Raw genomic sequence first — 25,971 nt, forward strand, 5'->3', positions numbered from 1 at the left:
GTATCGGGGCGACCCTCCGCCTTGCGATCGCACGCACCAGACGCCGCCGGACCCGCCCTCCGGGCGGACGGCGCTACTTTCGAAACACGCCCTAGCGCCTCTCCCCGGTGCCCTGTTCCTTCTGGTCCGACCACATGCGATGTGTGACATAGTGGGAGATTCGAAAAAAGGACGAGGCCGGCAACAGGACGGCTCCGGCCGGGCAGGGGGTGGCGGATGCCCGTCGAATGGCAACCCGTACGGCAGTCGAGAACGCATGAGCTGGTGCTCCGGAGTATCGAGGAGCAGGTCTTCGCCGGGAAGCTCAGGGCCGGCGACCGGCTGCCGCCCGAGCGCGAGCTGGCCCCGGTCTTCGGGGTGAGCCGCTCCGCCCTGCGGGAGGCGCTCCGGGTGCTGGAGACCATCGGCGTGCTGGTCGCGCAGCCCGGCCGGGGCCCCGATTCGGGGGCCCGCATCGTGCGTAACCCGGACGACGCTCTCGGGCGGCTGCTGCGCCTGCATTTCGCCCTGGGCAGCTACAGCCTGCACGACGTGATGGAGGCACGGGTCGCCCTGGAGCGTTCCAGCTTCGCCGCCGCCGCGACGCACGCGGCCGGGGAGGACCTGGACGAGGCGGGCGCGGTGGTCGACCGGATGTCGCAGCGGGGCATCCTGCCGGAGGAGTTCAACGAGCTCGACACCCAGTTCCACGTCAAGGTGGCCAGCAGTTCGGGCAACGCGCTGACCTCCACGCTCACCGCTGCGGTGCGGGAGTCCGTACGGCCCCTCATCCTGCGGGCCCTCGAAGAGGTGGACGACTGGCCGGACACCCGGGCCCGGCTCAACAGTCAGCATGCCGAGATGCTGAGGCTCGTGCGCATCGGCAGAGGTGACGAGGCGGCCGACCTGGCCGAACTGCACATCCGCGGCTTCCACGGAACCCTGGTCGACGAGGACCGGACCGGTGGTGACGGCGAGGGCGGCGGTCCCGCGTAGCGGCAGCGGCAGCGTGGCAACGGCGAGGGGCCGGTGCGCGGATCGGGGGAAACCCGGGTCCCGCGCCGGCCCCTCGCCGTTGTGGTTGTCGGAGCGGCCGCGGCGGCGGCGGGTGATCCGCTCGCCGCGCCGGTGAGTGTGGCGAGCGGAAAGGTCTCCCGGGATCGGACCGAGGCTAGTATGGTCGGACCATAACTGATCGAGGAGGCCCCATGCGTATCGGACTCTTCGCCACCTGCCTGGGAGACACGCTCTTCCCGGAGGCGGTGAGATCCACGGCGCTGCTGCTGGCCCGCCTGGGGCACGACGTCGTGTTCCCGCCGGGGCAGACCTGCTGCGGCCAGATGCACGTCAACACCGGCTATCAGCGTGAACCCGTCCCGCTGGTACGCAACTTCGCCGAGCAGTTCGGTGACGCCTCCATCGACGCCGTCGTCATGCCGTCGGGCTCCTGCGCCGGCTCGGTCCGCCACCAGCACGAGATCATCGCCGAACGCTACGGCGACGCGGCGCTGCGCTCGGGCGTCGCCACGGTGAAAGCCAAGACGTACGAGCTGTCGGAGTTCCTCGTCGACGTGCTGGATGCCACGGACGTCGGCGCGTACTTCCCGCACCGCGTCACCTACCACCCCACCTGCCACTCCCTGCGCATGCTCCGGGTCGGCGACAAGCCGCTGCGGCTGCTGCGGGCCGTCGACTCCATCGACCTGGTCGAGCTGCCGGAGGCCGAAGCCTGCTGCGGATTCGGCGGCACCTTCGCGCTGAGGAACGCCGACACGTCGACCGCCATGCTCCAGGACAAGATGCGCAACATCGCCGGCACCGACGCCGCCGTGTGCACCGCCGGCGACTCGTCCTGCCTGATGCACATCGGCGGCGGGCTCTCCCGGATCAGGTCCGGCACCCGCACCCTGCACCTGGCCCAGATCCTCTCCTCCACCCGCACCGCGCCGCACGTCCTGACGGAGGCCGCCCGATGAGCAGCACCTTTCTCGGCATGCCCGCGCCCCCGCCCCGCTCTCCGTACGGAACAGGCAATCTGCGCGGCGACCGGAAGTTCCCCGCAGCCGCGCACGACGACCTCGGCAACGAACAACTGCGCCGCAACCTCGGCCGGGCCACCCGTACGATCCGCGCCAAACGCCTCCACGTCACCGGCGAACTGCCCGACTGGGAGGAACTGCGCGACGCCGGATCGGCCATCAAGACCGACACCATGAACCGGCTCCCCGAACTCCTGGAGGAGCTGGAGCGCAAGGTCACCGAACGCGGCGGCACCGTGCACTGGGCGCGGGACGGCGGTGAGGCCAACGAGATCGTCGCGCGGCTGATCCAGGAGACGGGCAGCGAGGAGGTCATCAAGGTCAAGTCGATGGCCACCCAGGAGATCGGCCTCAACGAGCACCTCGAATCGATCGGCATCACCCCGTACGAGACGGACCTCGCCGAGCTCATCGTGCAGCTCGCCCACGACAAGCCCTCGCACATCCTGGTGCCCGCCATCCACCGCAACCGCGACGAGATCCGGGAGATCTTCCTCAAGGAGATCCCGGGCATCGACCCGTCCCTGGACAACATCCCCGCACACCTCGCAGCCGCGGCCCGCGCCTACCTGCGCGAGAAGTTCATGACGACGAAGGTCGCCGTCTCCGGAGCCAACTTCGGCATCGCGGAGACCGGCACCCTGTCCGTCGTCGAGTCGGAGGGCAACGGCCGCATGTGCCTGACCCTGCCCGACACGCTGATCACCGTCATGGGCATCGAGAAGGTACTGCCCCGCTACCAGGACCTGGAGGTCTTCCTCCAACTGCTGCCACGCTCCTCCACCGGCGAGCGGATGAACCCGTACACGTCGATGTGGACCGGAGTCACCCCCGGTGACGGGCCGCAGAGCTTCCACCTGGTGCTGCTCGACAACGGACGTACCGCGGCCCTCGCCGACAGGATCGGCCGCGAGGCGCTCAACTGCATCCGTTGCTCGGCGTGTCTCAACGTCTGCCCGGTGTACGAACGCGCAGGCGGCCACGCCTACGGATCCACCTACCCCGGACCGATCGGTGCCGTCCTGACCCCGCAGCTCGCCGGAATGCACGCCGCGAAGGACGACCCCAACAGTTCGCTGCCTTTCGCCTCCAGCCTCTGCGGCGCCTGCTTCGACGCCTGCCCGGTCAAGATCGACATCCCGTCGCTGCTGGTCGAGCTGCGCCATCAGCACACCGAACAGGCCGGCACCACGGCCGAGCAGCTAGCCATGAGGGCCGCGGCCGGAGTGATGAAGAGCGCGAAGCTGTTCACGGCCGCGCAGAAGGCTTCCGGGCTGGGCCGCGTCATCGCCGGACGGGACGGGAAGATCTCGCACCTGCCCCCGCCGTTCAAGGGCTGGAGCGACAGCCGCGACACGCCCGCCCCGCCCAAGGAGACCTTCCGCTCCTGGCTGGCATCGGCCGAGGGCACGGCGGCCATGCGGGCCGCCGCCGACGCATACGGGCAGAACGAGCAGCAGGAGGAGGAGAAGTGACGACCGCTCGCGAATCGGTGCTCGGCCGCGTCCGGGACGCCCTGGCCCTCGCACCCGCCGCCGACACACCGATCCCGCGCGCCTACCGCACCGGGCGCACCCTGCCCGACGCGGAACGCCTGGCGCTGTTCACCGACCGGCTGGTCGACTACAAGGCCCAGGTGTACCCGTGCACCGCCGACCGCACGGCCGAGGTCGTCGCCGAGGTGCTGCGGGAACGCGGAGCCGGCCGGATCGGTGTGCCCGAAGGACTCGACCCGCAGTGGCTCACCGCCTACGACGGCGAGGTCCAGCAGGACTCCGCCGACATCCCCGCGCCGCGGCTGGACGCCCTCGACGGGGTCGTCACCGCCTCGGCCGCCGGCTGCGCCGAGACCGGCACGATCTTCCTGGACGGCTCGCCCGACCAGGGGCGCCGGGCGCTGTCCCTCGTGCCCGACCTGCACGTCTGCGTCGTCGATCTGTCGAGCGTGGAGGCGGGCGTTCCGGAGGCGGTGGCCCGGCTGGTGCCAGAGCGGCCGACGACGCTCATCAGCGGCCCGTCGGCCACGTCAGACATCGAACTCGAACGGGTGGAGGGCGTGCACGGGCCACGGACCCTCGCGGTCGTGATCCGCACGGACGTGTAATGGCAAGGGCGGGGCGCGCCACCGCCGGCGCACCCCGCCCCCTTGCGCTCACCCGTGCGTGACCGTCACCGGGCCGAAGGCGATCCGGGTCGTCGCCGAGTCCTCGGCCCAGCACACCTCGACGGTGTCCCCGTCGACGTTCACCCCGCTCACCACCGCGTCCAGCGCCTCCGCTCCCGGCTCCGCGCTCAACGAGGCGAGCGCCACCAGGACCACCGTGCCCTCGGCGTCCGCTCCCAGCCGGGGCAGCACCGCCCACGGTGTGTACGCCGTGCCCTGCGGGGCGCGTACCTCGTCCCGCGACTCCCAGCCGTGCAGACCGTGCAGCGCGGACGTCACCGGGGAGTCGGGGCCGGTCGCCCAGCCGGTCTGCTCCACGCGGGCACCGTGCGGGGCGCCCAGAACCCGGTGGACCCGGAGTTCGTACCGGCCTCGGACCACCGTCACGCTCTCCACCCGCAGACCCGGCACCATCGGTGCTCCGCCCGTGAACACCGGTCGGTGCCAGGAGGCCGCCCAGGCCCAGCCGTCCCCGCCCCCCGCGCCCAGCGGGCGGATGGCCCGGCGGCCGCTGCGGGTTCCGGAGAGGACCACGGCCAGGTGGTTGTCGGCCGGGTTGGCCCGCGAGGTGGGACCGGTGACCGTCGAGTACGCGTGACGGCTGTACAGCGGGTCGTCCTCCACCGCCGACTCGCCCTCGTGCGGCCGGACATGGTCGCTGCCGTGGTTGTGCAGCCGTACGATTCCGTCCGCTCGCGTCGTCTGGACGAGGAGCCCGGGCGCCGGCAGTGCCAGGACCCGGTCGGGTCCCTCGCTCGGTGCCGGCTCCTCGGTGGCCGTCCACAGCGGGTGATCCGCCGGGGCCAGCAAGGAGACGAAGGCCTTCGAGGCCCAGTAGGGGGAGGCGGGCCCCGAGTACGGCTGGAGCGTCGCCTCGTGCGGACCGTGCCAGCCCAGGCTCAGCAGCCCGTCCGTGCCGGTCGCGCCACGGTCCAGGAAGTAGCGCAGTGATCCGCTGATCACCCGACGGGAGGCGCCCGGCGTGAGCGGGGTGTGCCCGGTGAGCGCGCCGAGTCCGACCGCCGAACCGGCCGCGAACCGGTAGGACAGCGAGCGCCCGAAGTGGATCGGCGCCCCGTCCCCGCCGAACAACAGCGTGAAGCTCTCCAGGTGCTCGCGCAGCCGCGCCCCGTAGAGCGCGGAGAGTTCGGCATCACCGGAGAGATGGGCGTCGAGCACGGGATAGAGGTGCAGCGCCCAGCCGTTGTAGTGGTCGAAGGCGCGGCCGTCGCCGTCCGCGTACCAGCCCTGACCGCGGTACCAGCTCTCCATCAGGTCCTGCGCCCGCTCCCGTGCCCGTGCGGTCTCCGCGTCTCCGCGGCCCACCGACTCCAGGAAACCGGCCACCGAGTAGGGGAACAGGTACCAGTTGTTCGGTGCGGGGGTGTGACGCAGGGCGCCGCGCAGCCACTCTTCGGCGCTGTCCTGCACGGTCGGGTCCAGCCGGTCCCAGAGCCACGGCCGGGTGAGCCGCAGCCCGATGGCGACCGAGGCGGACTCGACCATGGGCTGGCCGAAGACGGTGTGGTCGAGGATCAGCGGCCACGACTCGGCGTCGTCCCGGCCCGGTGTGCGGGTGCCGGCCGCAAGCCCGTCCGCGTACCGGTCCAGCCAGCCGTGCGGGTCCTTGCCGTCCGCACCCGCGACCCGGAACGCGGCGGCGAGGAACGTGCGCGCGTAGCCCTCCAGGCCGTCGGACCGGACCCCGGACGCGGACGGGCGTCCGGGCAGGTCGAGGAGCGCGCCGCCGGGGGTGGCCCACTTCCAGGCGGCCTTCAGCAGCCCGTCGGCCGCCGCCTCCCAGTGCGCGCGGGTATAGCCGGTGACCGGGCTCAGGGCCTGGTCGTCGACGGGGAGCTCCAGCGGGGAGTTCGGGTGGGGACGGTTCATGCGAGGAAGGCCAGCCTTTCGCGTCGTACGGGATGGGCGAATCCGTCGCCCGCGGCCCAGCGTTCGGCCTCGCCGACCGCCAGGTCGACGAGCCGCTGCCACTCGTTGCCCTGCGAGCCCGCCAGATGCGGGGTGATCAGGGCGTTCTCGCACTCCCACAGGGGGTGGCCGGGCGGCAGCCGGTCGGGGTCGGTGACGTCGAGGACCGCCCGGATGCGGCCGAGCCCCAGGACGTCGACGAGCGCGTCCTGGTCGACGACGGCGCCCCGCGCGGTGTTGAGGAGCACGCCGTCGGGGCGCATCGACATGAGCAGCTCCCGGCTGACGAGTCCGCGCGTCGCGGGCAGCAGCGGCGTGTGGACGCTCACCAGATCGCTCTGCGCGAACAGTTCACCGAGCCCGACGGGCCGGACGCCGAGCTCGGCCGCCTCCGCGTCGGAGACGTACGGATCGTGCAGCAGCACCCGAAGGTCGTACGGGCGCAGCAGCTCGATGACCCGGCGGCCGATGAGCGAGGCGGACAGGATGCCCACGGTCCGGCCGTAGTTGCCCAGGGCGGGCGAGGTGGTCAGCGAGTCGTCGCGGCCGCGCTCCGAGCGGTAGGAGTGCGCCCGCTCCAGGACTCGTTTGCCGGAGAGCAGGATCATCGCGACGGTGTACTCGGCGACCGGGAGCGCGTTGGCGGCCGCGGCCGACGACACCTCGATGCCGCGCTCCCAGCAGGCGTCCGTGATGTGCCCGCGGACGGTTCCCGCGGTGTGCACCACCGCCCGCAGCCGTGGTGCGGCGGCCAGCGCCGCCGCGTCGAGGGGCGGACAGCCCCAGCCGGTGACCAGGAGCTCCGTGTCCGCGAGCACGGCACGGGCCCGGTCGGTGGTGAAGTCGTCGAGTACGGGCGGTGGCGCGAGGTCGCACACCTGCGAGAGCGCGGCCAGCGACCGGGCATTCAGCAGGGCGGCCGCGGTGCCCGGCTGCATGGCGACCGCGGCGCGCGGCCGTCGTCGTCCCGTGGGTGCGAGGGGGATGGTGCCGGTCATTCTTCTCCTGATTCCGGAGGGGGTGCGCGGTACGGCTACTTCACGGCGCCCGCGGTGAGCCCCGACTTCCAGAAGCGCTGGAGCAACGCGAAGGCGAGGATCAACGGCAGGACCGCGAGCAGCGAACCCATGATCACCACGGGGTAGTACTCGGGCGAAACGGTGGCGGCGCTGTTCCACGTGTACAGGCCGAGACTGACGGGATAGAGGTCCTGGTCGGAGAGCATGACCATGGGCAGGAAGAAGTTGTTCCAGATCGCGGTGAGCTGGAAGAGGAACACGGTGACGAGACCGGGGCCCAGCATCCGCATGGCGACCCGGAAGTACGTCGTGAGCTCGCCGGCCCCGTCGACCCGGGCCGCTTCCAGCACCTCGTTCGGTACGTAACCCTGGCTGAAGATCCGGCCGAGGTACACGCCGAACGGATTGAAGAGCACCGGTATGAAGACCGACCAGAAGGTGTTCACCAGTCCGGTGCCCGACGCCATCAGATACAGCGGCAGCGCCAGCACGGTCTGCGGCACCATCACCGCCGCGAGCACGAGGCCGAACAGCTTCTCCTTGTGCGCGAAGCGGTACTTGTCGAAGGCGTACCCGCAGGCGATGCTGATCAGCGCCCCGAGCCCGGCGCCGAGGACCGCGTACAGCAGGCTGTTGCCGTACCACCGGGTGTACAGCCCGCCGTCCGTCGCGAACAGGTCCTTGAGGTTCTGCGCGAAGGAGAAGTGGTCGAGCGACAGCACGTCGCTGCCGAACAGGGCGTCCCGGTCCTTGGACGCGGCGAGTACCAGCCACAGCACAGGCAGCAGCGTGTACAGCACCGAGATGCCGACGACCAGGTTGACGACGGAACGGCCCAGGAGCCGGGGCCGCAGGACGGCGGCGGTGCGGGTGGGAGCGGTCGCGCTCATCGGGCGTCCTCCTCGGCGGCGTCGGAGCGGTTGGTCCAGCGGGTCACGCCGTACGAGAGCGCGATCGTGCACACCAGCAGCACGACCGAGGCGGCCGCCGCCAGACCGTAGTTGTTCCGGGTGAACGCGGCGTCGTAGATGTACATGCTGGGCGAGAAGCGCGAGCTGATCATCGGCGTCGACTGGCTCAGCAGCATCGGCTCCGTGAAGAGCTGGAGCGCGAAGATCAGGGTGAACATCGCGACCATCACCACGGAGGAACGCACCAGGGGCGTCTTGATCTGGAGTGCGGTGCGGACGGGTCCGGCGCCGTCGACGACGGATGCCTCGATGACTTCGCGCGGCACCGCCTGAAGGGCGGCGTAGAAGACCACCATGTTGTAGCCGAGGTTGCTCCACAGGGCGATGTTCACGATCGAGGGCACCACCGTGTGCACCCCGAGGAAGTCGATCGTGATGTCGGCCTTGCCGAGCAGGTCGATCACCGGGCTGAGCCCCGGTGTGTAGAGGTAGAGCCAGATGACGGCGGCGATGATGCCGGGCACGGCGTGCGGCAGGAAGAGTCCCAGCTGCGCCCAGGAGCGCAGCCGTACCACGCCGGAGTCCAGCAGCAGCGCCAGCGCCAGCGCGCCGACGACCATCAGCGGGATGTAGATCACGCAGTACAGGACGACGGTGCCGAGACCGCTCAGGAACGTCGGGTCGGTCAGAACGGCGGTGTAGCTGCGCAGGCCGACGAAGACCGTGCGCTCCGGCCCGAAGCCGAGCCCCGGCTGGTCGTCGCTGAAGAAGCTGAGCCAGACGGCGGTGCCGACCGGGATCAGGAAGACCGTCACCAGAAGGACGAAGAAGGGGGTCATCAGGGCGCCGGCCGCGCCGAGTTCACGGCGGCGGGCCGACTTTCGGGCGGTGCGCGGGGACGTGGTGGGTGCCGGCGCCGCCGCGGAGACGCTCACGGGGGCGGAAGCCGGCGTGGTGACGGGGGTGGTCATCGGAAGTCACCTGCCTCTCTGCTGCTGGGAAGGGGGGCGGATCACGGTTCAGCTGCTGTGCTCGGTGGTGGACAGGCCCAGCGCCCTGAGGTCGGGCATGGTGCCCCGCTGGGCCGCGCGCACGGATTCGAGCACCGAGCCCTGGCCGCCGCCCACCCGGGCGAAGCCGTCCTGCATCACCTTCTGCGTGGCGGTCATCCGCGGTCCCCAGATCCAGCCGTCCCGGATCTTGTCCGCCTCCTGCTCGAACAGGGTGTAGATGTCCTGGCCGTTGTAGTAGGCGCGGTCGAAGGCCTTGCGGCCGACGGCGACGAGGCCGGGGGCAGCCGGGTACTGGCTGCTGGCGCCGCTGGAGAGACGGGCCCTCAGCGCGTCGGGGTGCGAGACCTGCCACTCGATGAACTCAAGTGCGGCATCGGGGTGTTGGCTGTCCTTCGTGACCGCGAAGGTCGAGCCGCCATGAGTGCCGACCGAGGCGTCGCCCGCGTTCCACTGGGGGAGCGGTGCGACGGCCCACTGGCCCTTCTGGCCGGGGCGGGCCTTCATCTGCGCCCCGGCGTCCCAGGCGCCGCTGAGCCGGACCAGGATCTTGCCGGCGCTGAGCAGGGCGTCGTACTGCCTGCTGTCCACGGGGGTCATGGAGACCAGGTCCTGGTCGATCATCCGTTGCCAGTACGCCGCGACGCGTCGGCTCGGTTCGTCGGCCAGCGACACGTTCCAGGCGCCGCCGCTGGTGTCGAACCACTGGGCACCGGCCTGCCAGGCGAACGAGGCGAACTGGAACGCGCCGTCCGTGGCGAAGGCCGACAGCCGGCGGCCGGGCGCCTTGCGACGCACGGTGCGGGACGCCTCCTCGAACTCGTCCCAGGTCCCCGGGACTCCGATCCCGTACTGCTCGAAGAGGTCGGCGCGGTAGTGCATCACCATCGGCTCGACGTCCAGCGGAATGCTGAATACGCGCTTGTCGAAGGTGGTCAGGTCCAGTGCCTGCGGCAGCAGTTTGGACCGCAGCGAGTCGCTCACCAGACCCGTGAGGTCCCGGGCGACGCCGTCGATGGCGAACCCGGGGAGCTGGGGGTACTCGATCGTCGCGATGTCCGGGCCGTTGCCGGCCCGGGAGGCGTTGCTGAGTTTCGCGTAACCGCCCTGGGGTCCCGAGGGGATCTGCTGGAAGTCGACCTGGATCGTGTCGTGCGTCCGGTTGAACGCGTCGACGACTTCCTGGCTGCCGCGCAGGGCGGACCAGAAGGTGACGCGCGTGGCGTTGCGGCCGGCGCTGTTGCCGGTGGTGGTGGTCCTGCTCGTGCTGCCCGCCCCCGATGCGCCACCGCTGCAGGCGCTCAGCGCGCCTGCCAGTGGTAGTGCGGTCATCGTGGCGAGCACGGATCGACGGCTGTGTCGACCGGGCATGGGCGCCTCCCGCGGCTCCTGAATGAAGACACGGGGAATACTGATCGGCTGATCGGTAGCGGTCAATAGATCGATCAGAAGAAGAGCAAAGCGGTCAAACGATCAGGTCGTGGTGGGGGTGACCGCCTGTGCCGATCCCCGTACCTTCAACTCGGGCAGCACCTGCGTCCGGCGCACCGGTCCGAGCGCCCCGGCCGCTCCGGAGAGCCTGTGGAGCAGGAGTTCGGCAGCTGCCCTGCCGATCTCCGCCCTGGGCGGCGCCACCGCGGTCAGCGGGGTGCTGCCCAGCGCCGCGACCACATCGTCGTACGCCACCACCGAGCAGTCCCGGGGCACCTGCACCCCGCTCTCGGCCAGGCGCTGCACCAGCATCAGCGCGTCCACGTCGCCATGGAGCACCGCGGCCGTGGCCCCGCGCCCCCGCAGCAGCTCCGCCAGATCGAGATCGGGCGCGTCCGCTCCGCTCCCGGACGGGGCACCGGGCGCCGGACCCGCTCCGGACGGGCCGGGCCCGGGCACCGCGTCCGGCGAACTCAGCACCACCGTCCAGTCGTCGACGTCGGGGTGGGCGGCCGCGATCTCGGCGAACGCGGCGCGTACGGTGCGTGCCGTCGGGCTGTCGTCCCGGGCGGCCAGCACGAGCCGGCGGTGGCCCAGCGACACCAGGTGCTCCACGGCGAGATGCGTCCCGTACCAGTGGTCGGAACAGACGGAGTCCAAGGCGTGCAAGGTGCTGCCCGGCCGGGGGCGCCGCTCCATCAGCACGGTCGGCACACCCGTGCCCGCCAGCCAGCCGTAGTCCAGCTCCTCGGAGAGCACGTTGCGCCACCGGGGGGCGATCAGCAGTCCGCGCGCCCCGTCCGCCAGCGCCCGCTCCACCAGCGGCCGTTCGGCGTCGGCCGACTGCGGTGCGAGGTACAGCGCGATGCGGATGCCGGCCTCCTCCAGCACGGTCCGGGCGCCGTGCAACGTCTCGTACAGGTACGAATGCCGCTCCGGTACGACCAAGGCGACCGCACCCCCGTCGCCGGCGGGATCGACGCCGCGCGGCGCGGGCACGGCCGGCGGCCCCGCCGGATCGCGCACCGGCCGGGCCACCCCGTGTCCGCGCCGCAGCCGCCCCGCCCGCGCCAGTTCCTCCACGTCCCGCCGCACCGTGACCACGGAGACGGCCAGTTCCTCCGCGAGCGCGCTGACCTTGACCGCACCGCGCGACTCCACCACCGCCAGGATTCGCTGACGCCTGAGTTCAACCGGCTCCCGCATGCTGTCGCCCCCTGTGCGTTGTGCGTTTGAGCGCTTTGCGTGAGCGCTTGGAGCGCAGCATAGCCATGCGGCAGTCAGGGCTCGTTCAAGATCGAACATCAGGGGGATTACGATCTGTCCCTGGCATGGACACCCTCACTCTCTGGCAACTGGCGGCACTGGCCGCGGCATCCGCACTCGTCGGCTTCTCCAAGACGGCCGTCAGCGGAGCCAACACGATCAGTCTCGCGGTCTTCGCGGCGGTTCTGCCCGCCCGCGAGTCCACCGGGGTGCTGCTCCCGATCCTCATCGCCGGTGATCTGCTCGCCGTGCACACCTACCGGCGCCATACGCACTGGCCGACCCTCCTGCGGCTCTTCCCCGCCGTCGCCGTGGGCGTGGTGGCGGGCACCCTGTTCATGCTGTGGGCCGACGACGCGGCCGTGCGGACCTCGATCGGCGCGATCCTGGTCCTCATGGCAGGGGTCACGGTCTGGCGGCGCCGAACCGCGGACCCGGGCGAGGAGCCGGCAGGCGGGGCCCCGCCCACCGCGGCCGAGCGGCTCAAGGCGCGGTCCTACGGGGTGCTCGGCGGGTTCACCACCATGGTCGCCAACGCGGGCGGACCCGTCATGTCGCTCTATCTGCTCTCCGCGGGCTTCAGGAAGTTCGGATTCCTGGGCACGTCGGCTTCGTTCTTCCTCGTCGTCAACACGTCCAAGGTGCCGTTCAGCGTGGGCCTCGGACTCATCGACGCGCAGTCCCTGCTGCTGGACGCCTGCCTGCTGCTGTTCGTGCTCCCGGGAGCCTGGGTCGGCCGGAAGTGCGTGGACCGCATCAACCAGCGGCTCTTCGAACGCCTGGTCATCGGGGCCACGGTGCTGGGCGGTCTGCAACTGCTCCTGAATCCGTAGCGGCCCTCCCGGATCGCGGGGATCCGGGAGGGCCGGCAGCGGTGCGGGGCAGCGCCGGTCAGACGATCCCCTCCTCGATCTCCGCCTGCTCGCGCGCGTTCCCGTACGCCGAAGGCGTGCCGTACGAGCCACGGGCGACGAACCACCACACGGTCGCCAGGACCAGCACGGCGACCAGTGCGATCGACGCGTAGTTCATGGAGTCGATCGTCACGGGCGACTTCTGCGGCAGCAGGAAGAGCACGGTGACGAGAACGACCCAGACCACGGCGATCCAGCCCACCGGCTTGGACCAGCGGCCCAGGTGCCACGGACCGCGCTCGAAGCGGTCACCCGCGCGCAGCTTCAGATAGATCGGAATGGCATAGGCGGGCGTGATCCCGATGACGTTGATAGCGGTCACCGCCCCGTACGCGGTCGCTGAATACAGTGACGGAAGGGCGAGCACCCCGGCGACGACGACCGACAGCCACACCGCGTTGACCGGTGTCTGCGTGCGGGCGCTCACCTTGCGCCACAGCGAGGAACCCGGCAGCGCGTTGTCCCGGCTGAAGGCGAACACCATCCGGCTGGTGGCCGCGACCTCGGCATTGCCGCAGAACAGCTGCGCGGCGATCACGATCAGCAGCATCGCGGTGGCACCCGAGGTGCCCAGCGCGTCGATCAGGATCTGGGCCGGCGGTACACCGGTGGCGCTCTCCTGGGTGCCCGCGTAGTCCTGGATCGCGAACGTCAGCCCGGCGAGCAGGACGAAACCGGCCAGCCACGAGACCCAGATCGAACGGACGATGCCACGCGGCGCCGAGACCGAGGCGTCGGAGGTCTCCTCCGACAGGTGGGCCGAGGCGTCGTAGCCGCAGAAGGTGTACTGCGCCAGCAGCAGACCGATCGCCGCCACATAGAGCGGGTTCTCCCAGCCGGTGTCATTGACGAACTCGGTGAAGACGAAAGACGGCGACTGGTGGTTCGAGGGAACGATCGCGAGTACGGACACGATCACCCCGACACCGGCCAGATGCCACCACACACTGATCGAGTTGAGCACGCTGACCAGCCGGACACCGAAGAGGTTCAGTACGGCGTGCAGCAGCAGGATGCAGAGAAAGATGATCATCGTCTTGCCCGGGGTGGGCGTGAATCCCCACTGCAGGTTCATCAGCGCACCGGTGAACAGCGCGGCGCCGTAGTCGATGCCGGCGATCGCACCGAGCAGCCCGAGCAGATTCAGCCAGCCGGTGTACCAGCCCCACTTGCGGCCGCCGAGCCGGTCCGCCATGTAGTAGAGCGCCCCCGACGTCGGGTACGCGCTGGTGACCTCGGCGAGCGCCATGCCGACGCAGATCACGAAGAGGCCGACCCCGGCCCAGCCCCAGAGCATCACCGCGGGGCCGCCGGTGGACATGCCGAAGCCGTACAGCGTCATGCAGCCGGACAGGATCGAGATGACGGAGAAGCTGATGGCGAAGTTGCCGAAACCGCCCATGCGGCGGGCCAGCACGGGCTGGTAGCCGAGTTCGCGCAGCCGTTGCTCCTCGTCCTTGGGCGGGACGGCGTCGGCGCCCTTCCGGTTCGAGGTGGATATGGACATGGGGGGAGACCTCCGTGAGCGGAAAGGGACGGGAAGAGCACAAGGACATGGGGGAGCGCGGGGGCCCGCTCAGCCGTGCGGCCCCCTGCCGGGATCGCGGGCGGCGGCGAGGGCGCGGCTGCGGGCCCGCAGGAACACTTCCTCGGCACCACCGGGGTCCTTGGGCGTGCGGGTGCGGTACGCCCAGGGCAGGGAGGTGAAGTACGGGCCGAGCTCCTGGAACACGGGAGCCGCGTCGGCGAACTGGAGCGCCCCCCAGAGCGCGTGGGCCAGGTGGTTGAGATCGAGCAGGGTGTGCGCGGTCGGCGGGGTGCGGTGGAACCAGATCTCCAGGGCGCGCAGGGCCTCGCGCTCCGCGTCCTCGGTGACCCAGTGCAGGTCGAGCGCCTTCTCGTGGCCGTGTTCACGGCGGTAGCGCTCCACCCTCACGTACAGCGGCAGCACATGGAGTGCCGATCCGTCGGGTGCCGAGGACGCCGCCCACTGGACGAAGTTGACCGCCTCGGAGAGGGAGCCGCCTGCCTGGCGCGCGTAGACGAACTGGAGCATGCGGTGGTAGGCCTCGCGGTTGAACGGATCGCGCTTGTCGGCCTCCGCCAGCAGCCCCCACGGGCCGGGAAAGAGCATGGGCCCCGGAGGATGCAGCCGGTGCTCCTCCAGGCGCTGGCGCTCGTCAAGTTGGGACAGGGCCAGCAGGCACACCCAGGGCACCGGGTCCGAGGGCGAGGCGTGGGCGGCCGAACGGCACGCCTCCCAGGCCTCCTGCCACAGCTCCCGCCCACTGGGGTGGTCCGACCGGCGGGCGCGGACCGCCCGCTCCACGGCGACCCGCGCGTGCATCACGGCGGCCGCGACGCTGCGCGGCTCCTCGGTCAGCCAGGCCTGTACCGCGTCCGATCCTGCGGCGACCGCCCCGAGCACCTGGGTTCGCTGGGTCCACAGGGTCCAGTCAGGGGTGTTCTCCAGGAGGTCGCGCATGGAGAGCCAGCGTCCGGTGCGTAAGTCCTGTAACGCGGAGCGCAGTTCGTTGTCGTGGCCGGCCGGATGGTAGACCGGCCGGAAGTCACTGCCGGCCATGGATGTGCTCGGCGCATGGTGTCGGTCTCATCGGTCCTCTGGCACGTGGGGGGTGGAGCAGCAGTTGAAAAATGAACTGCTGTAAAGCATTCGGTTGTCGCTCGGCGGTGAGTGTAGAGCCCTCTGCGCCGAACTCCCGAACGAATCGTGGATCTTCCTCAAGTCACGTGTGCAAACAGGAGGTTGAGCTTCAGGGTGGGGTTCCGGACGCACGCCTTGCGGGCGCTTGACGTAGCCGCCGGGCTGCACCACCCTGGGGTCCCGCGACCGAAGATCACGATTCCGTTCAAGCCGCAGGGCTTGCGTACCGCTGGAGACCCGATGACAGGCCCGGTACTCGCCGTGGACCAGGGGACCTCGGGCACGAAAGCACTGGTGATCTGCCCCGACAGGGGCGTGATCGGTTCCGGTTCCGCTCCGGTTCGCCCGCGGTACGGGGCCGGGGGAGCGGTCGAGGCGGACCCCGGCGAGCTCCTCGGCTCGGTCCTGGACGCCGGGGCGCAGGCGCTGGCCGAGGCGGCCGAACCGGTCGTCGCCGTCGGCCTCGCCAACCAGGGCGAGACCGTGCTCGCCTGGGACCCGGACAGCGGGAGACCGCTCACCGAAGCGATCGTCTGGCAGGACCGAAGAGCCGCACAGGTCTGCGGGGAACTCGCCGCACACGAGGAAGAGTTGAAGCACCTCACCGGGCTTCCGCTGGACCCCTACTTCGCCGCGCCCAAAATGGCCTGGATCCGCCGCGAACTGACCGGGGAGGGCGTCGTCACCACCAGCGACTCCTGGCTGGTCCACCGGCTCACCGGTGCGTTCGTGACGGACGCGGCCACGGCAGGCCGCACCCAGCTGCTCGACCTCGACAACGTCGCCTGGTCACCCGCCGCCCTGGACATCTTCGGGCTCGGCGACGAACGCCTGCCGTCCGTGGTCGACGCCGCCGGGGCGTTCGGCACGACGACCGCGTTCGGCGGCGAACTCCCGCTGACGGGCCTCCTCGTCGACCAGCAGGCCGCCCTCCTGGCACAGGGAGCCCTGGAACCGGGAACCGGGAAGTGCACCTACGGCACCGGCGCGTTCCTCCTCGCCCAGACCGGTCCCGTACCGCGCCGCAGCTCCGCGGGCCTCGTCAGCTGCGTGGCCTGGCGGCTCGGCGGACGCACCAGCTACTGCCTGGACGGCCAGGTCTACACGGCAGCGTCCGCGGTCCGCTGGCTCACCGACCTCAACGTGATCTCCGGCGCGGCCGACCTCGACCCCGTCGGTGGAGGTGTCCCCGACTCCGGCGGGGTCACCTTCGTCCCGGCGCTCGCCGGACTCGCCGCGCCCTGGTGGCGCGGCGACCTGCGCGGCTCGGTGACCGGCCTGAGCCTGGACACCACCGCCGGCCACCTCGTGCGGGCGCTGTGCGAGGGGATAGCCGCCCAGGTCGTCGAGCTCGCCGACGCGGTGGCGGCCGACCTCGGCTCACCGCTCGACGCGCTGCGTGTCGACGGCGGCCTCACCCGCTCCGCGCTGCTCATGCAGACCCAGGCCGACCTGCTGCAACGGCCCGTCGAAGTCTCCGCGCTGCCCGACGTCACCGCCCTCGGCGCCGGCGCCGTGGCCCGTCTCGGCCTCGACCCCCGGCTCCCGCTCGCCGAGGCCGTGCCCGCCTGGAAGCCGGCCGCGGTGTACGAACCACGGATCGGCCCCGAGGAGGCGGCCGAGCGCCTCGCCGGCTTCCGTGCGGCCGTCGAGACCCTCCTGGACCGGTCGTGAACCCTGCCGGAGCGGCCCGGTGACGCACACGGTCACGACCGCCCGGGACCCGCTGCCCGGGGGAGCGCCGTACGACGTCACCGTCATCGGAGCAGGTGTGGTCGGCACCGCCATCGCCCGCGAACTGGCCCGCCACCCCCTGCGTACCGCCCTCGTCGAGGCCTCGGACGACATCGGCGACGGCACGTCCAAGGCCAACACCGCGATCCTGCACACCGGATTCGACGCCGTACCCGGTTCGCTGGAGGCCCGCCTCGTACGCGAAGGACAGCACAAGCTCTCCGCCTACGCCGCGGCGACGGGCATCCCCCTCGAACGTGTCGGCGCCCTCCTCGTCGCCTGGGACGCGGAACAACTTGCCGCGCTGCCCGCCCTGCTGGCCAAGGCCGAAGCCAACGGCTACCACGAGGCCCGGCTGCTGGACGCCCACACGGTCGCGGAACGGGAACCCCACCTCGGCCCGGGAGCACTCGGCGCCCTGGAGGTCCCCGGAGAATCCGTCATCTGTCCGTGGACCACCCCCCTGGCCTTCGCCACCCAGGCCGTCCGCGCGGGCGTCCACCTGCACCTGGACTGCCCGGTCCGCGCCATCGACCCCGGGGCCACGGTCCACACCCTCACGACGGGCCGCGGCCCGCTGCGCACCCGCTTCCTGATCAACGCCGCCGGACTGTACGCCGACGAGATCGACCGCATGCTCGGCCACGACGTCTTCACGGTCACACCACGCAGGGGCCAGCTGATCGTGTTCGACGAACTCGCCCGCGGCCTCGTCCGCCACATCCTGCTGCCCGTCCCCACCGCCGCGGGAAAGGGCGTCCTGGTCGCACCGACGGTCTTCGGCAACGTCCTCCTCGGCCCCACCGCCGAGGAACTCGACGACCGGACCGCCACCGAGTCGACCCGGGAAGGCATAGCGCTGCTCAGGGAGAAGGGCCGCAGGATCCTGCCCCGGCTCCTCGACGAGGAGGTGACCGCCGTCTACGCGGGGCTGCGGGCGGCCACCGGCCAGGAGGACTACCGGATCCAGGAGTACCCCGGCCTCCGCTACATCGCCGTCGGCGGCATCCGCTCCACCGGGCTGACCGCGTCCATGGCCATCGCGGACCACGTCACCGCCCTCCTCGCCCGGACCGGACTCGACCCGGGCAACCCCGCCGAACTGGAACCCCTGACCATGCCCGGCCTCGGCGAGGCGAGCCGACGCCCGTACCTGAACGCGGAACTCATCGCCAGGGACCCGGCGTACGGCACCGTGGTCTGCCACTGCGAACGCGTCACCGCGGGCGAGATCCGCGACGCGACGACCTCCACCCTCCCGCCGCGGTCCGTGGCGGGTCTGGCCCGCAGGACCAGGGCCGGCAACGGGCGCTGCCAGGGCTTCCACTGCGGGGCCGGTCTCCGCGCACTCATCGAGGGGAACCCATGACCCGACGCGAGCGGACCGTGGACGTGCTGGTCGTGGGAGCGGGACCCGCCGGCCTGGGCGCCGCCGCCGAACTCGCCGCATCCGGCGTACGACGGGTCGAGGTCCTGGAACGAGAACAGACCGCAGGCGGTGTCCCACGCCACTGCCACCACACGGGATTCGGCCCCAGCCGTACGAAAGGCGCGACGAGCGGCCCCGAGTACGCCCGACGGTGCACGGCCGCGGCCATGGGGGCGGGCGCCATGCTCCGCACCGGAATCACCGTCACCGGCTGGGCCGGGCCCCGCACCCTCGACGCCACCGGACCGAGCGGACTCGAACGCATCACCGCGCACGCCGTCGTCCTCGCCACCGGAGCCCGCGAACGCCCGCGCAGCGCCCGGCTGGTTCCCGGCACGCGTCCGGCGGGCGTGTACACCACCGGAGAACTCCAACAGGCCGTCCACCTCCATCACCAGCACATCGGCACCCGCGCCGTGATCATCGGCGACGAACCGGTCAGCCTCGCCGCTGCCGGCACCCTGCGTGCCGCCGGGGTCGAGGTCCTCGCCCGGGTCACCGACCGCCCACCGGCCCTTCCCGCGGCCCTGGGGGCACGCCACGGAGTCCCGCTGCTCACCCGCACCACCGTCACCGCGCTGACGGGCCGCACCAGGCTCACCGGGGTCGCGCTGCGCCACCAGGACGGCCGTACGACGACGCTTGCGTGCGACACCGTGGTGTTCACCGGCGACTGGATCCCCGATCACGAACTGGCGCGGCGCGGCGGCCTGCCCCTGGACCCCGGCACCCGCGGCCCCGCGCACGACGCCGCGTACCGCACCCACACGCCCGGCGTGTTCGCCGCCGGCAATCTGCTCCACGCGGTGGAGAGCGCCGGGACCGCCGCGGCGGAGGGGCGGGCCCTGGCCGTCCCCGTACGACGCCATCTGACCACCGGCGCCTGGCCGGCCGGGCGTCCCGCCCTCGCCGTCGCAGCACCTCTGGACTGGATCGCACCCAACCTGCTCGGTCCGGGCGCCGACCGGCCACTCGGCGACCGCTTCATCCTGCGCACCGTCCGGCCGCTCACGGCCCCGCTGCTCGTGGTCCGTCAGGACGGGCTGGAGCTGTACCGCCGGCGCCTGCCGCGCACCGTCCGGCCGGGCCGCCCCTTCCACCTGTCCGCCGACTGGCTCGGCCGGGCCGATCCGCACGGTGGCACGGTGCGCGTCTCGGTCGGCTGACCGGTCCGGGGAGCAGACCGGTTCTCAGGGGATGAGCAGCCAGTCCGAACCGATCGCCGCCACCAGGCCGACCCCGAGCAGCCAACTGCCGAGCCGGGTCCGGCCGTTCCTGCTGAGCTCGATCACGATCCCGCACAGGATCAGCGCGAGCCCGTACACCCCGACCACCAGGACCGAGGACCGGCTCGCGATCCGCAGCCCGAGCACGACCGCCATCGCCGCCATCCCGACCGAGGAGAGCACGATGCGCAGGTGTCTCGCCTGCCGCGGCGTCAGTCGCCCGTCCTCGGCCTCCGCCGTGTCCTCGGGTGTGACGGCCGGTGCGGCTATCGGTTCTTCCACGGCCTGGTCCTGGTCCTGGTCAGAAGTGCTCATGACGCCGGATGGTAATGGCTTCGCACGGCACTGTTCACCGCTCTCGGTCAAGGGCAGGGAAAGTAAGCCGAGTTCGGCGCCGTCGAGCCCCCGCGACGGCGCCCCTCAGACGTCCGCCCGCAGCCGCGGTGCCTCGGCGGCGGCGTCGACGGCCGGCGCATCGGCGCCCTCCACCCGCGCCGCGAGTTCCAGGGCCCAGCCGGTCAGCGGCCCGATGCCGATCCCGTACACCGTGACGACCGGGGCACCGGGCGCGGCACCACCTTCCGCGGACCGGCCGGCCGCGGCGAACTCCGTCAGAGCCCCCGCGCCGCGCCGCAGCAACCGTGCCCCGCCCGTCGCGTTCCCCCGCGCCGCATGCGTCAGCCCGACCGCCAACTGCGCCAGCCCGCGCCACAACTCCCGCTCCGCGTCGGGGCCCGACTTCCACGCGTCCTCGAAGACCTCGTGCGCATGGAACGGCATTCCCGCGTCCAGCAGCCGCTGTGCCTCCCCTACGGTCTCCTCGGGGGTGCGGACCACCCCCTCGGGCTGCCGCTCCACCCCCGGAGCGCCGTACGGCAGAGGGCGCCCCAACCCGTCCCGGGGGCGCGCATTGTGCGCCCGGCCCTCGGTGTTCCGGTCCCTGCGAGTCTCGTCCACCCCTCGATTGTGCCTCGCACCTGCGACGAACTGCCCGAACCACTGTCGGTGGGCCCCCGCGCACGACTAGTCTCGACTGTCACCTAAACGATTTTGGGGAGGGTAGGCATGAAGCCGTCCCGGCCGCTGTACGAGCGCGAACCGGAACTCGCCGCTGCCGCTCACGCCGTTGACGCACTGTGCGGTGCGCAGGCGACCGGCGGGCTGCTGGTCTTCAGCGGCGAAGCGGGCATCGGCAAGACGGCGCTCCTGGCCGAGATCCAGGCCATGGCCGTCGACCGCTGCACCGTCTGGTCCGCCCGTGGCGGCGAGACGGTCACCTCGGTGCCGTTCCACGTCGTACGCCAACTGCTCCAGCCCGCACTGGACCAGTTCCCCGCCGACGATGTGAAGGCCCTGTTCGGGTCCTGGTACGAGATCGCCGCACCGGCCCTCGGCCTCGCCGAGCCGACCGGCCCGCAACCCGACCCGCAGGGCGTGCGCGACGGCCTCGACTGGGTCGTCTCCCGGCTCGCCTCCCGGCTGAGCCACCGCCCGCTGCTGCTCATCATCGACGACGCGCACTGGGCGGACGGTGAATCCCTGGCCTGGCTGGCCTCGTTCACCGCCCGGCTCGGTGAACTGAAGGTCCTGGTCGTCCAGGCACACCGCCCCGAGGAACTCGCGGCCCGCGAGGCCAGGCGCACCGCGGCCGGCAGTCACCCGGCACAGGTCCGGGTGGCCCTGCGCGCGCTCACCCCCGACGCCACCGCCGAACTGGTCCGGGCCACGCTCGGGGACCACGCCGACGACCCGTTCTGCCGCGAGGTGTGGGCCGTCACCGGAGGCAACCCCTACGAGGCCGTCGAACTCGTCGCCAAGGTCCAGGACCGTGAACTGGCCCCGCTCGAGGAATCCGCCGGACTGCTGCGCGAACTCGGCGCATCCGCCAGGGGCAGCGGCCTCGTCGCCCGGCTCGAGCGGCTCGGCACCAACGCCAACCGCTTCGCGTGGGCCGCCGCCGTCCTCGGCACGGACATCTCCCAGGACCTCGCGGCCACCCTGGCCGGGATGAGCCCCGCCGAAGCGGCGGACTGCACGGCACGGCTGCGCGAGGCCCGTATCGTCAGCGGCTTCGACCCGCTGGAGTTCGTGCACCCTCTCATCGCCACCGCCGTGTACCGCTCCATCCCGCCGGCGACGCGCACCGCCATGCACGGCAGAGCCGCCTGGGCGATCACGCGCGCGGGGCTCGGCCCGGCCGCCGCCTCCCGGCACCTGCTCGAAGTCCATCCCGACGACGACCAGGAGCTGGTCGAACAGCTGCGGGCGGCCGCCAACCAGCACCTCGCGGTCGGTGCCCCCGAGGCGGCCCGGCGCTGCCTGGAGCGGGCCCTCCAGGAACCCCCGCGCCACGATGTGCGCGCCACCCTGCTCTACGAACTGGGCTGCGCCACGCTCCTCAGCTCGCCGCCCACCACCGTGCAGCACCTGCGGGCCGCCCTCGACATGCCAGGCCTCGCCGACGAACTGCGGGTCGACGCCACGTACCGGCTCGCCGCCGCGCTGTCGCACAACAACCAGCTGAAGGAGGCGGCACTCGCCCTGGCGGCCGAGGCCGAACGCACGGCACCCGGCCCGGGCCTGATGCGTCTGCAGGCGGCGCACTTCCTCTGGGAAGGCATGCGGGCCACCGAGGAGGACGGCCCGGGCCGCTCCCGCCGGCTCGCCGCGAACGCAGACCACCTCACCGGCCGGGACAACGCCGAACGCGCCCTGCTCACACTGCGCGCCTTCGACGCGATGCTGCGCGGCGAGAACTCCCAGCTGATCGTGGACCTGTGCGAACGCGCGCTGGTCAACGGTCACCCTGCCCGCGGCCTCGGCTGGACCGACACCGAATGGGGCTTCGAACTCCCGACCCTGCTCGGTATCACCTACGCGTTCACCGACCAGCTCGACCGGGCCGAGGAACTCTTCGGTGAGGCCGTGCGCGCCTTCGAGATCTCCGGCTGGAGCGGCGCCCACCTGGCCTTCGCCCACACGCTCCTGGGACTGGTCCACCGGCGTCGCGGGCGCCTGGCCGAGGCGGAGGGCTTCCTGCGCGAGGGGCTCCGGCTCGCCGACCGTGTGGGCAGCGGACTGCCCGTCCACTGGGACGCGGCCTGTCTGCTCATCGACACGTTGCTGGCCCGGGGCCGGATCACCGAGGCTCGCAAGATCGCCGATCAGTACGACTTCGCCCTGCCCTACCCCAGCGCCATGGTGCTGCCCGACGCCCCGTGCGTCCGCGGCCGCCTGCTGCTCGCCGAAGGCCGTACGAAGGAAGCCGTCACGGAACTGGAGGCGGCCGGCCAGTCCCTGGAACCGCGCGGCAGGTTCAACGGCATCTGGGGCCCCTGGTCCGGCGACCTGGCCCGCGCCCTGGCCGACGAGGACCCGGACCGCGCCGCCCAGCTGGCCAACTCCGCCCGGGTGCACGCCGAGCGGTTCGGCACGGACACGGCGATCGGCGAGGCACTGCGCTGCGTCGCGCTCTTCGCAGGCCCGGACGAGGCCGCACACCTGCTGGGCGAAGCCGTCCGTCACCTGGAGGCCTCGCCGTCCTCCTACGAGCTCGCGCTCGCCCTGTTCGACCACGGCGTCGCCACCCGGTCCCGCCGCGAGCTCGCCCGGGTGCACAAGCTGGCCACTGCCTGCGGCGCCGAGGGGCTGGCAACCCGCGCCCAGCAGGCACAGGCGTCGATCCGGTCCACGGAGTGAGGTAATGTTTGTCCTGCGCAGCCGCCCGGCAGGACCGGGGGACTGGTCAGCGGGACGTGGCGCAGCTTGGTAGCGCACTTGACTGGGGGTCAAGGGGTCGCAGGTTCAAATCCTGTCGTCCCGACTGGAGACAGTCGTAGATCAAGGGCCGGTTTCGGAGCAATCCGAGACCGGCCCTTGATCATTCCCGGGAACAAGTCGAAAACCGGCGCCCCTTGACCGGGTCAGAGGGACGGCGGCATGGGCGAGGCGGACTCGGGCCTGGCAGTTCTCTGTACGCCCGGCGGTCCCGGAGTGCTGCCGACGGGCCGCGCGACCACCCGGTCACCGGGTGGTCGCGCGGTCGGGCCACCGCCGGTGACCTGGCCGCCGTCCTTGTCGGAGACGGCCGAGGTCACCACTTCGGCACGGTCACCGGTGATCCGTGTCTGCGTTCCTGGCCGAGGGCTTTCGCACTCAGTGCCCCATCATCGCGGCGGGGTCCGCGGCCTTGACCTTCTTGCGAGGCAGCAGCATGGCGGGGACGAGACACAGGGCGACGAGGACGGTCGCCACCAGGAACACCGAGGCGAACGCGTCTCCCATCTGGGAACGCACACCGTCGGGAGTGGTGGCGGTGACGTCCTTGATGCCGTTGGTGAGGAGGACCGAGAACAGGGCCGTACCGATCGAGGCTGCCACCTGCTGGACGATGTTCATCAGCGTCGATCCCCGGGCCACTGTGTGCTCCCTCAGGGTGGCCAGGGCCGACGCCATGATCGGCATCATCGAGGCACCCATTCCCAGGCCCATCACGAACAGCGCGGTGATGATGTAGGCATAGGAGGTGTCGGCGCTGAGCTGCGTGAACATGCCCATACCAACGGTGATGACCGCGATGCCGGTCATGACGATCTTGCCGGGGCCGATGCGGTCGGCGAGTATCCCGGCGATCGGCATGGTGATCATCGCGCCGATGCCCTGCGGAGCGAGCAGGACTCCGGAGTCGAGCGCGGACTCCCCGCGCACCTGCTGGAAGTAGAGCGGGAACAGCAGACTGGCGCCGAAGAACGCCATGGCGAACAGCGACATGGCGATCACGGCGACGCTCAGGCCCCGGTTCTGGAACAGCCGCAGATCGATCAGCGGGTGAATGTTGCTGCTCCGCAGTGCCCAGGGAACGAACGCGGCGAGGAGAACCAGACCGATGACCGCGGGCACGAGGACCTTGGCGGCCCAGACCGTGCCGGTCTCCGGGATGGACGAGACGCCGTACAGGAAAGTCGCCAGTCCGGGCGAGAGCAGAAGGACGCCGACCCAGTCGAAGGTCTCGGACGGCTCCACATGGTCCTTGGGCAGAACGATCGCCGCGTAGGCCAGGGCTATCGCACCGATGGGCAGGTTGATCAGGAAGATCCAGTGCCAGGAGGCGATGTCGATCAGCCAGCCGCCCAGAATGGGGCCGAAGATCGGGCCGAGCAGCATGGGGATTCCGAGGACTGCCATGACCCGACCGACCCTTTCGGGGCCGGCGGCGCGGGTCAGGATCGTCATGCCGAGCGGCATCAGCATGCCCCCGCCCAGGCCCTGGATGACCCGGAACGTGACCAGCATCTCCAAGGATGTGGCGGCCGCGCACAGCGCCGAACCGGCGGCGAACAACGCGACCGCGAGGAGGTAGAGCCGTTTGGTTCCGAACCTGTCGGCAGCCCAGCCGGTGAGCGGGATGACACTCGCCAGGGCCAGCGTGTAGCCGGTCATGGTCCAGGCCACCTGGGCCGAGGTCGCCTCGAACTCCTTCTGGAACGTCTGCAGCCCGACCGACACCACGGTGATGTCCAGGATCGACATGATCCCGCCGAGCACGACCACTCCGGCTACGAGGAGGACCTTGCTGTCGAGCTTGTCGCGAGATTTGCCCTTGGGAGGGCCGGGCTCAATCCGTTGCGACGTGGTCATTACTCAGCCTTTCGAAGAAGAGACGCAACCACCCGAAGCCGCTTGACCTGTCCGCCCACGCAGCCTCCGGCCGGCGGCGACTGTGCCGCGCTCCAGCAGCGGCGGGGCGGGCTCCGTCGTTTCACGGCCGGTCCGAATCCGATCGAGGCGCGGTCCTTGCCGGACGACCTGTCGGGGCGGGATGCATGCGATCCGTTGTGGAACGCGAATGTACCAGCGCCGGGTGGACAGTAACGTCCCGAGCGATGACACGAGACGGGCACCTCCGTGATCGTGTTGCGGTCGCCCGACGAGACGGCCCGTCAACTCATGGCGCCCCTCGGTGCGCTGTTCACCCGCGGGTCGGCTGAGGGCACGTGGCGCACGGACCTCGGCCCTGACACGCACCTTGATCTGCAAAGCGGTTCTGGAAGGGGCACTCGGCCAGGCGCTGCATTCCGACCTCGTGTGGAACGGCCGCTGCCGCCAACACCTCCGTCTTGATTCACGGGGCGAAATCGGATGATTCTGGGAGCAATGGCGACGCGAGCAATCCTCCTGCGGATCTTGGTGAGCGCCGTAACCCTCGGATGAAGAGGACGAGTTCGTGACCCCTGCTCCTGAGGGCCGGGGTCGCCT

The 25,971-nt window shown here is 71.3% G+C and carries 20 protein-coding genes and 1 tRNA gene; 10 read left to right on the plus strand and 11 right to left on the minus strand.

All coding sequences use genetic code 11. The features are described 5' to 3' along the window. The first annotated feature begins 216 nt into the window (after window positions 1-216). The 4 genes from ABZ434_RS26290 (at window position 217) to ABZ434_RS26305 (ending at window position 4,122) form a co-directional block, all read left to right on the plus strand. Window positions 217-975: a GntR family transcriptional regulator gene (locus ABZ434_RS26290; protein WP_359141692.1), complete on the plus strand. Its 759-nt coding sequence runs from the start codon at window positions 217-219 to the stop codon at window positions 973-975. A 212-nt stretch (window positions 976-1,187) separates the two neighbouring features. After that, complete coding sequence (locus ABZ434_RS26295; RefSeq protein WP_359141695.1) at window positions 1,188-1,955, plus strand: (Fe-S)-binding protein; 768 nt, start codon at window positions 1,188-1,190, stop codon at window positions 1,953-1,955. Continuing rightward, window positions 1,952-3,493, plus strand: a complete 1,542-nt coding sequence (locus ABZ434_RS26300) for a LutB/LldF family L-lactate oxidation iron-sulfur protein (protein ID WP_359141698.1) — start codon at window positions 1,952-1,954, stop codon at window positions 3,491-3,493. Before ABZ434_RS26295 ends, ABZ434_RS26300 begins: the two co-directional genes overlap by 4 nt. After that, window positions 3,490-4,122: an LUD domain-containing protein gene (locus ABZ434_RS26305; protein ID WP_359141700.1), complete on the plus strand. Its 633-nt coding sequence runs from the start codon at window positions 3,490-3,492 to the stop codon at window positions 4,120-4,122. The genes ABZ434_RS26300 and ABZ434_RS26305 overlap by 4 nt, the downstream gene beginning before the upstream one ends. A gap of 48 nt (window positions 4,123-4,170) precedes the next feature. Here ABZ434_RS26305 and ABZ434_RS26310 read toward each other — a convergent pair whose 3' ends face one another. The 6 genes from ABZ434_RS26310 to ABZ434_RS26335 all read right to left on the minus strand — a co-directional run bounded on the left by ABZ434_RS26310 (window position 4,171) and on the right by ABZ434_RS26335 (window position 11,688). Beyond that, entirely contained in the window at window positions 4,171-6,072 is a 1,902-nt protein-coding gene (locus ABZ434_RS26310) for a DUF2264 domain-containing protein (protein ID WP_359141703.1), read from the minus strand. After that, a complete protein-coding gene (locus ABZ434_RS26315) occupies window positions 6,069-7,109 on the minus strand; it encodes a hydroxyacid dehydrogenase (protein ID WP_359141706.1) in 1,041 nt (346 codons plus the stop codon). The genes ABZ434_RS26310 and ABZ434_RS26315 overlap by 4 nt, the downstream gene beginning before the upstream one ends. Before the next feature lie 35 nt (window positions 7,110-7,144). Next, on the minus strand, window positions 7,145-8,020 hold the full coding sequence (locus ABZ434_RS26320) for a carbohydrate ABC transporter permease (protein WP_219568338.1): 876 nt from the start codon (window positions 8,018-8,020) through the stop codon (window positions 7,145-7,147). Continuing rightward, entirely contained in the window at window positions 8,017-9,012 is a 996-nt protein-coding gene (locus ABZ434_RS26325) for a sugar ABC transporter permease (protein WP_359141710.1), read from the minus strand. The genes ABZ434_RS26320 and ABZ434_RS26325 overlap by 4 nt, the downstream gene beginning before the upstream one ends. Window positions 9,013-9,060: 48 nt before the next feature. After that, the gene (locus tag ABZ434_RS26330; protein ID WP_359141712.1) at window positions 9,061-10,422 is read right to left on the minus strand and encodes a sugar ABC transporter substrate-binding protein; all 1,362 of its coding nucleotides are present in this window, start codon (window positions 10,420-10,422) and stop codon (window positions 9,061-9,063) included. A gap of 102 nt (window positions 10,423-10,524) precedes the next feature. Further along, entirely contained in the window at window positions 10,525-11,688 is a 1,164-nt protein-coding gene (locus tag ABZ434_RS26335; protein WP_359141715.1) for a substrate-binding domain-containing protein, read from the minus strand. A 125-nt stretch (window positions 11,689-11,813) separates the two neighbouring features. Between ABZ434_RS26335 and ABZ434_RS26340 the strand changes: the two genes are divergently transcribed. Continuing rightward, entirely contained in the window at window positions 11,814-12,581 is a 768-nt protein-coding gene (locus tag ABZ434_RS26340) for a sulfite exporter TauE/SafE family protein (protein ID WP_359141718.1), read from the plus strand. Between the two features lie 58 nt (window positions 12,582-12,639). On the opposite strand, the gene ABZ434_RS26345 is transcribed toward ABZ434_RS26340, so the two are convergent. Both ABZ434_RS26345 and ABZ434_RS26350 read right to left on the minus strand, forming a co-directional pair. Further along, window positions 12,640-14,169, minus strand: a complete 1,530-nt coding sequence (locus ABZ434_RS26345) for an amino acid permease (protein WP_359141721.1) — start codon at window positions 14,167-14,169, stop codon at window positions 12,640-12,642. A gap of 69 nt (window positions 14,170-14,238) precedes the next feature. Further along, complete coding sequence (locus tag ABZ434_RS26350; RefSeq protein ID WP_359141724.1) at window positions 14,239-15,246, minus strand: hypothetical protein; 1,008 nt, start codon at window positions 15,244-15,246, stop codon at window positions 14,239-14,241. Between the two features lie 321 nt (window positions 15,247-15,567). Between ABZ434_RS26350 and ABZ434_RS26355 the strand changes: the two genes are divergently transcribed. From ABZ434_RS26355 to ABZ434_RS26365, 3 genes are read left to right on the plus strand one after another with little or no spacing between them, the layout of a single operon-like run. Then, on the plus strand, window positions 15,568-17,001 hold the full coding sequence (locus ABZ434_RS26355; protein WP_359141727.1) for an FGGY family carbohydrate kinase: 1,434 nt from the start codon (window positions 15,568-15,570) through the stop codon (window positions 16,999-17,001). 19 nt (window positions 17,002-17,020) lie between these two features. Next, complete coding sequence (locus ABZ434_RS26360; RefSeq protein ID WP_359141730.1) at window positions 17,021-18,430, plus strand: NAD(P)/FAD-dependent oxidoreductase; 1,410 nt, start codon at window positions 17,021-17,023, stop codon at window positions 18,428-18,430. Beyond that, window positions 18,427-19,656, plus strand: a complete 1,230-nt coding sequence (locus ABZ434_RS26365) for an FAD-dependent oxidoreductase (protein ID WP_359141732.1) — start codon at window positions 18,427-18,429, stop codon at window positions 19,654-19,656. Before ABZ434_RS26360 ends, ABZ434_RS26365 begins: the two co-directional genes overlap by 4 nt. A gap of 24 nt (window positions 19,657-19,680) precedes the next feature. Here ABZ434_RS26365 and ABZ434_RS26370 read toward each other — a convergent pair whose 3' ends face one another. Both ABZ434_RS26370 and ABZ434_RS26375 read right to left on the minus strand, forming a co-directional pair. Then, window positions 19,681-20,031 carry a hypothetical protein gene (locus ABZ434_RS26370; RefSeq protein WP_359141735.1) on the minus strand — a complete coding sequence of 117 codons (351 nt, stop codon included), beginning with the start codon at window positions 20,029-20,031 and terminating at the stop codon, window positions 19,681-19,683. A 105-nt stretch (window positions 20,032-20,136) separates the two neighbouring features. After that, window positions 20,137-20,673, minus strand: coding sequence for a DUF309 domain-containing protein (locus tag ABZ434_RS26375; protein ID WP_359141738.1), 537 nt, complete (start codon window positions 20,671-20,673; stop codon window positions 20,137-20,139). A 108-nt stretch (window positions 20,674-20,781) separates the two neighbouring features. Here ABZ434_RS26375 and ABZ434_RS26380 point away from each other — a divergent pair, with 108 nt between their 5' ends. Beyond that, window positions 20,782-23,415 (plus strand): AAA family ATPase, encoded by a 2,634-nt coding sequence (locus ABZ434_RS26380; protein WP_359141740.1) that lies wholly within the window; start codon window positions 20,782-20,784, stop codon window positions 23,413-23,415. A gap of 50 nt (window positions 23,416-23,465) precedes the next feature. After that, a tRNA-Pro gene (locus tag ABZ434_RS26385) sits at window positions 23,466-23,539 on the plus strand. Window positions 23,540-23,871: 332 nt separating this feature from the next. Here ABZ434_RS26385 and ABZ434_RS26390 read toward each other — a convergent pair. Further along, window positions 23,872-25,353, minus strand: a complete 1,482-nt coding sequence (locus tag ABZ434_RS26390) for a DHA2 family efflux MFS transporter permease subunit (RefSeq protein WP_359141743.1) — start codon at window positions 25,351-25,353, stop codon at window positions 23,872-23,874. Window positions 25,354-25,971 lie beyond the last annotated feature (618 nt).

This window comes from Streptomyces sp. NPDC005761, assembly GCF_040630635.1.
Taxonomy (GTDB): domain Bacteria; phylum Actinomycetota; class Actinomycetes; order Streptomycetales; family Streptomycetaceae; genus Streptomyces.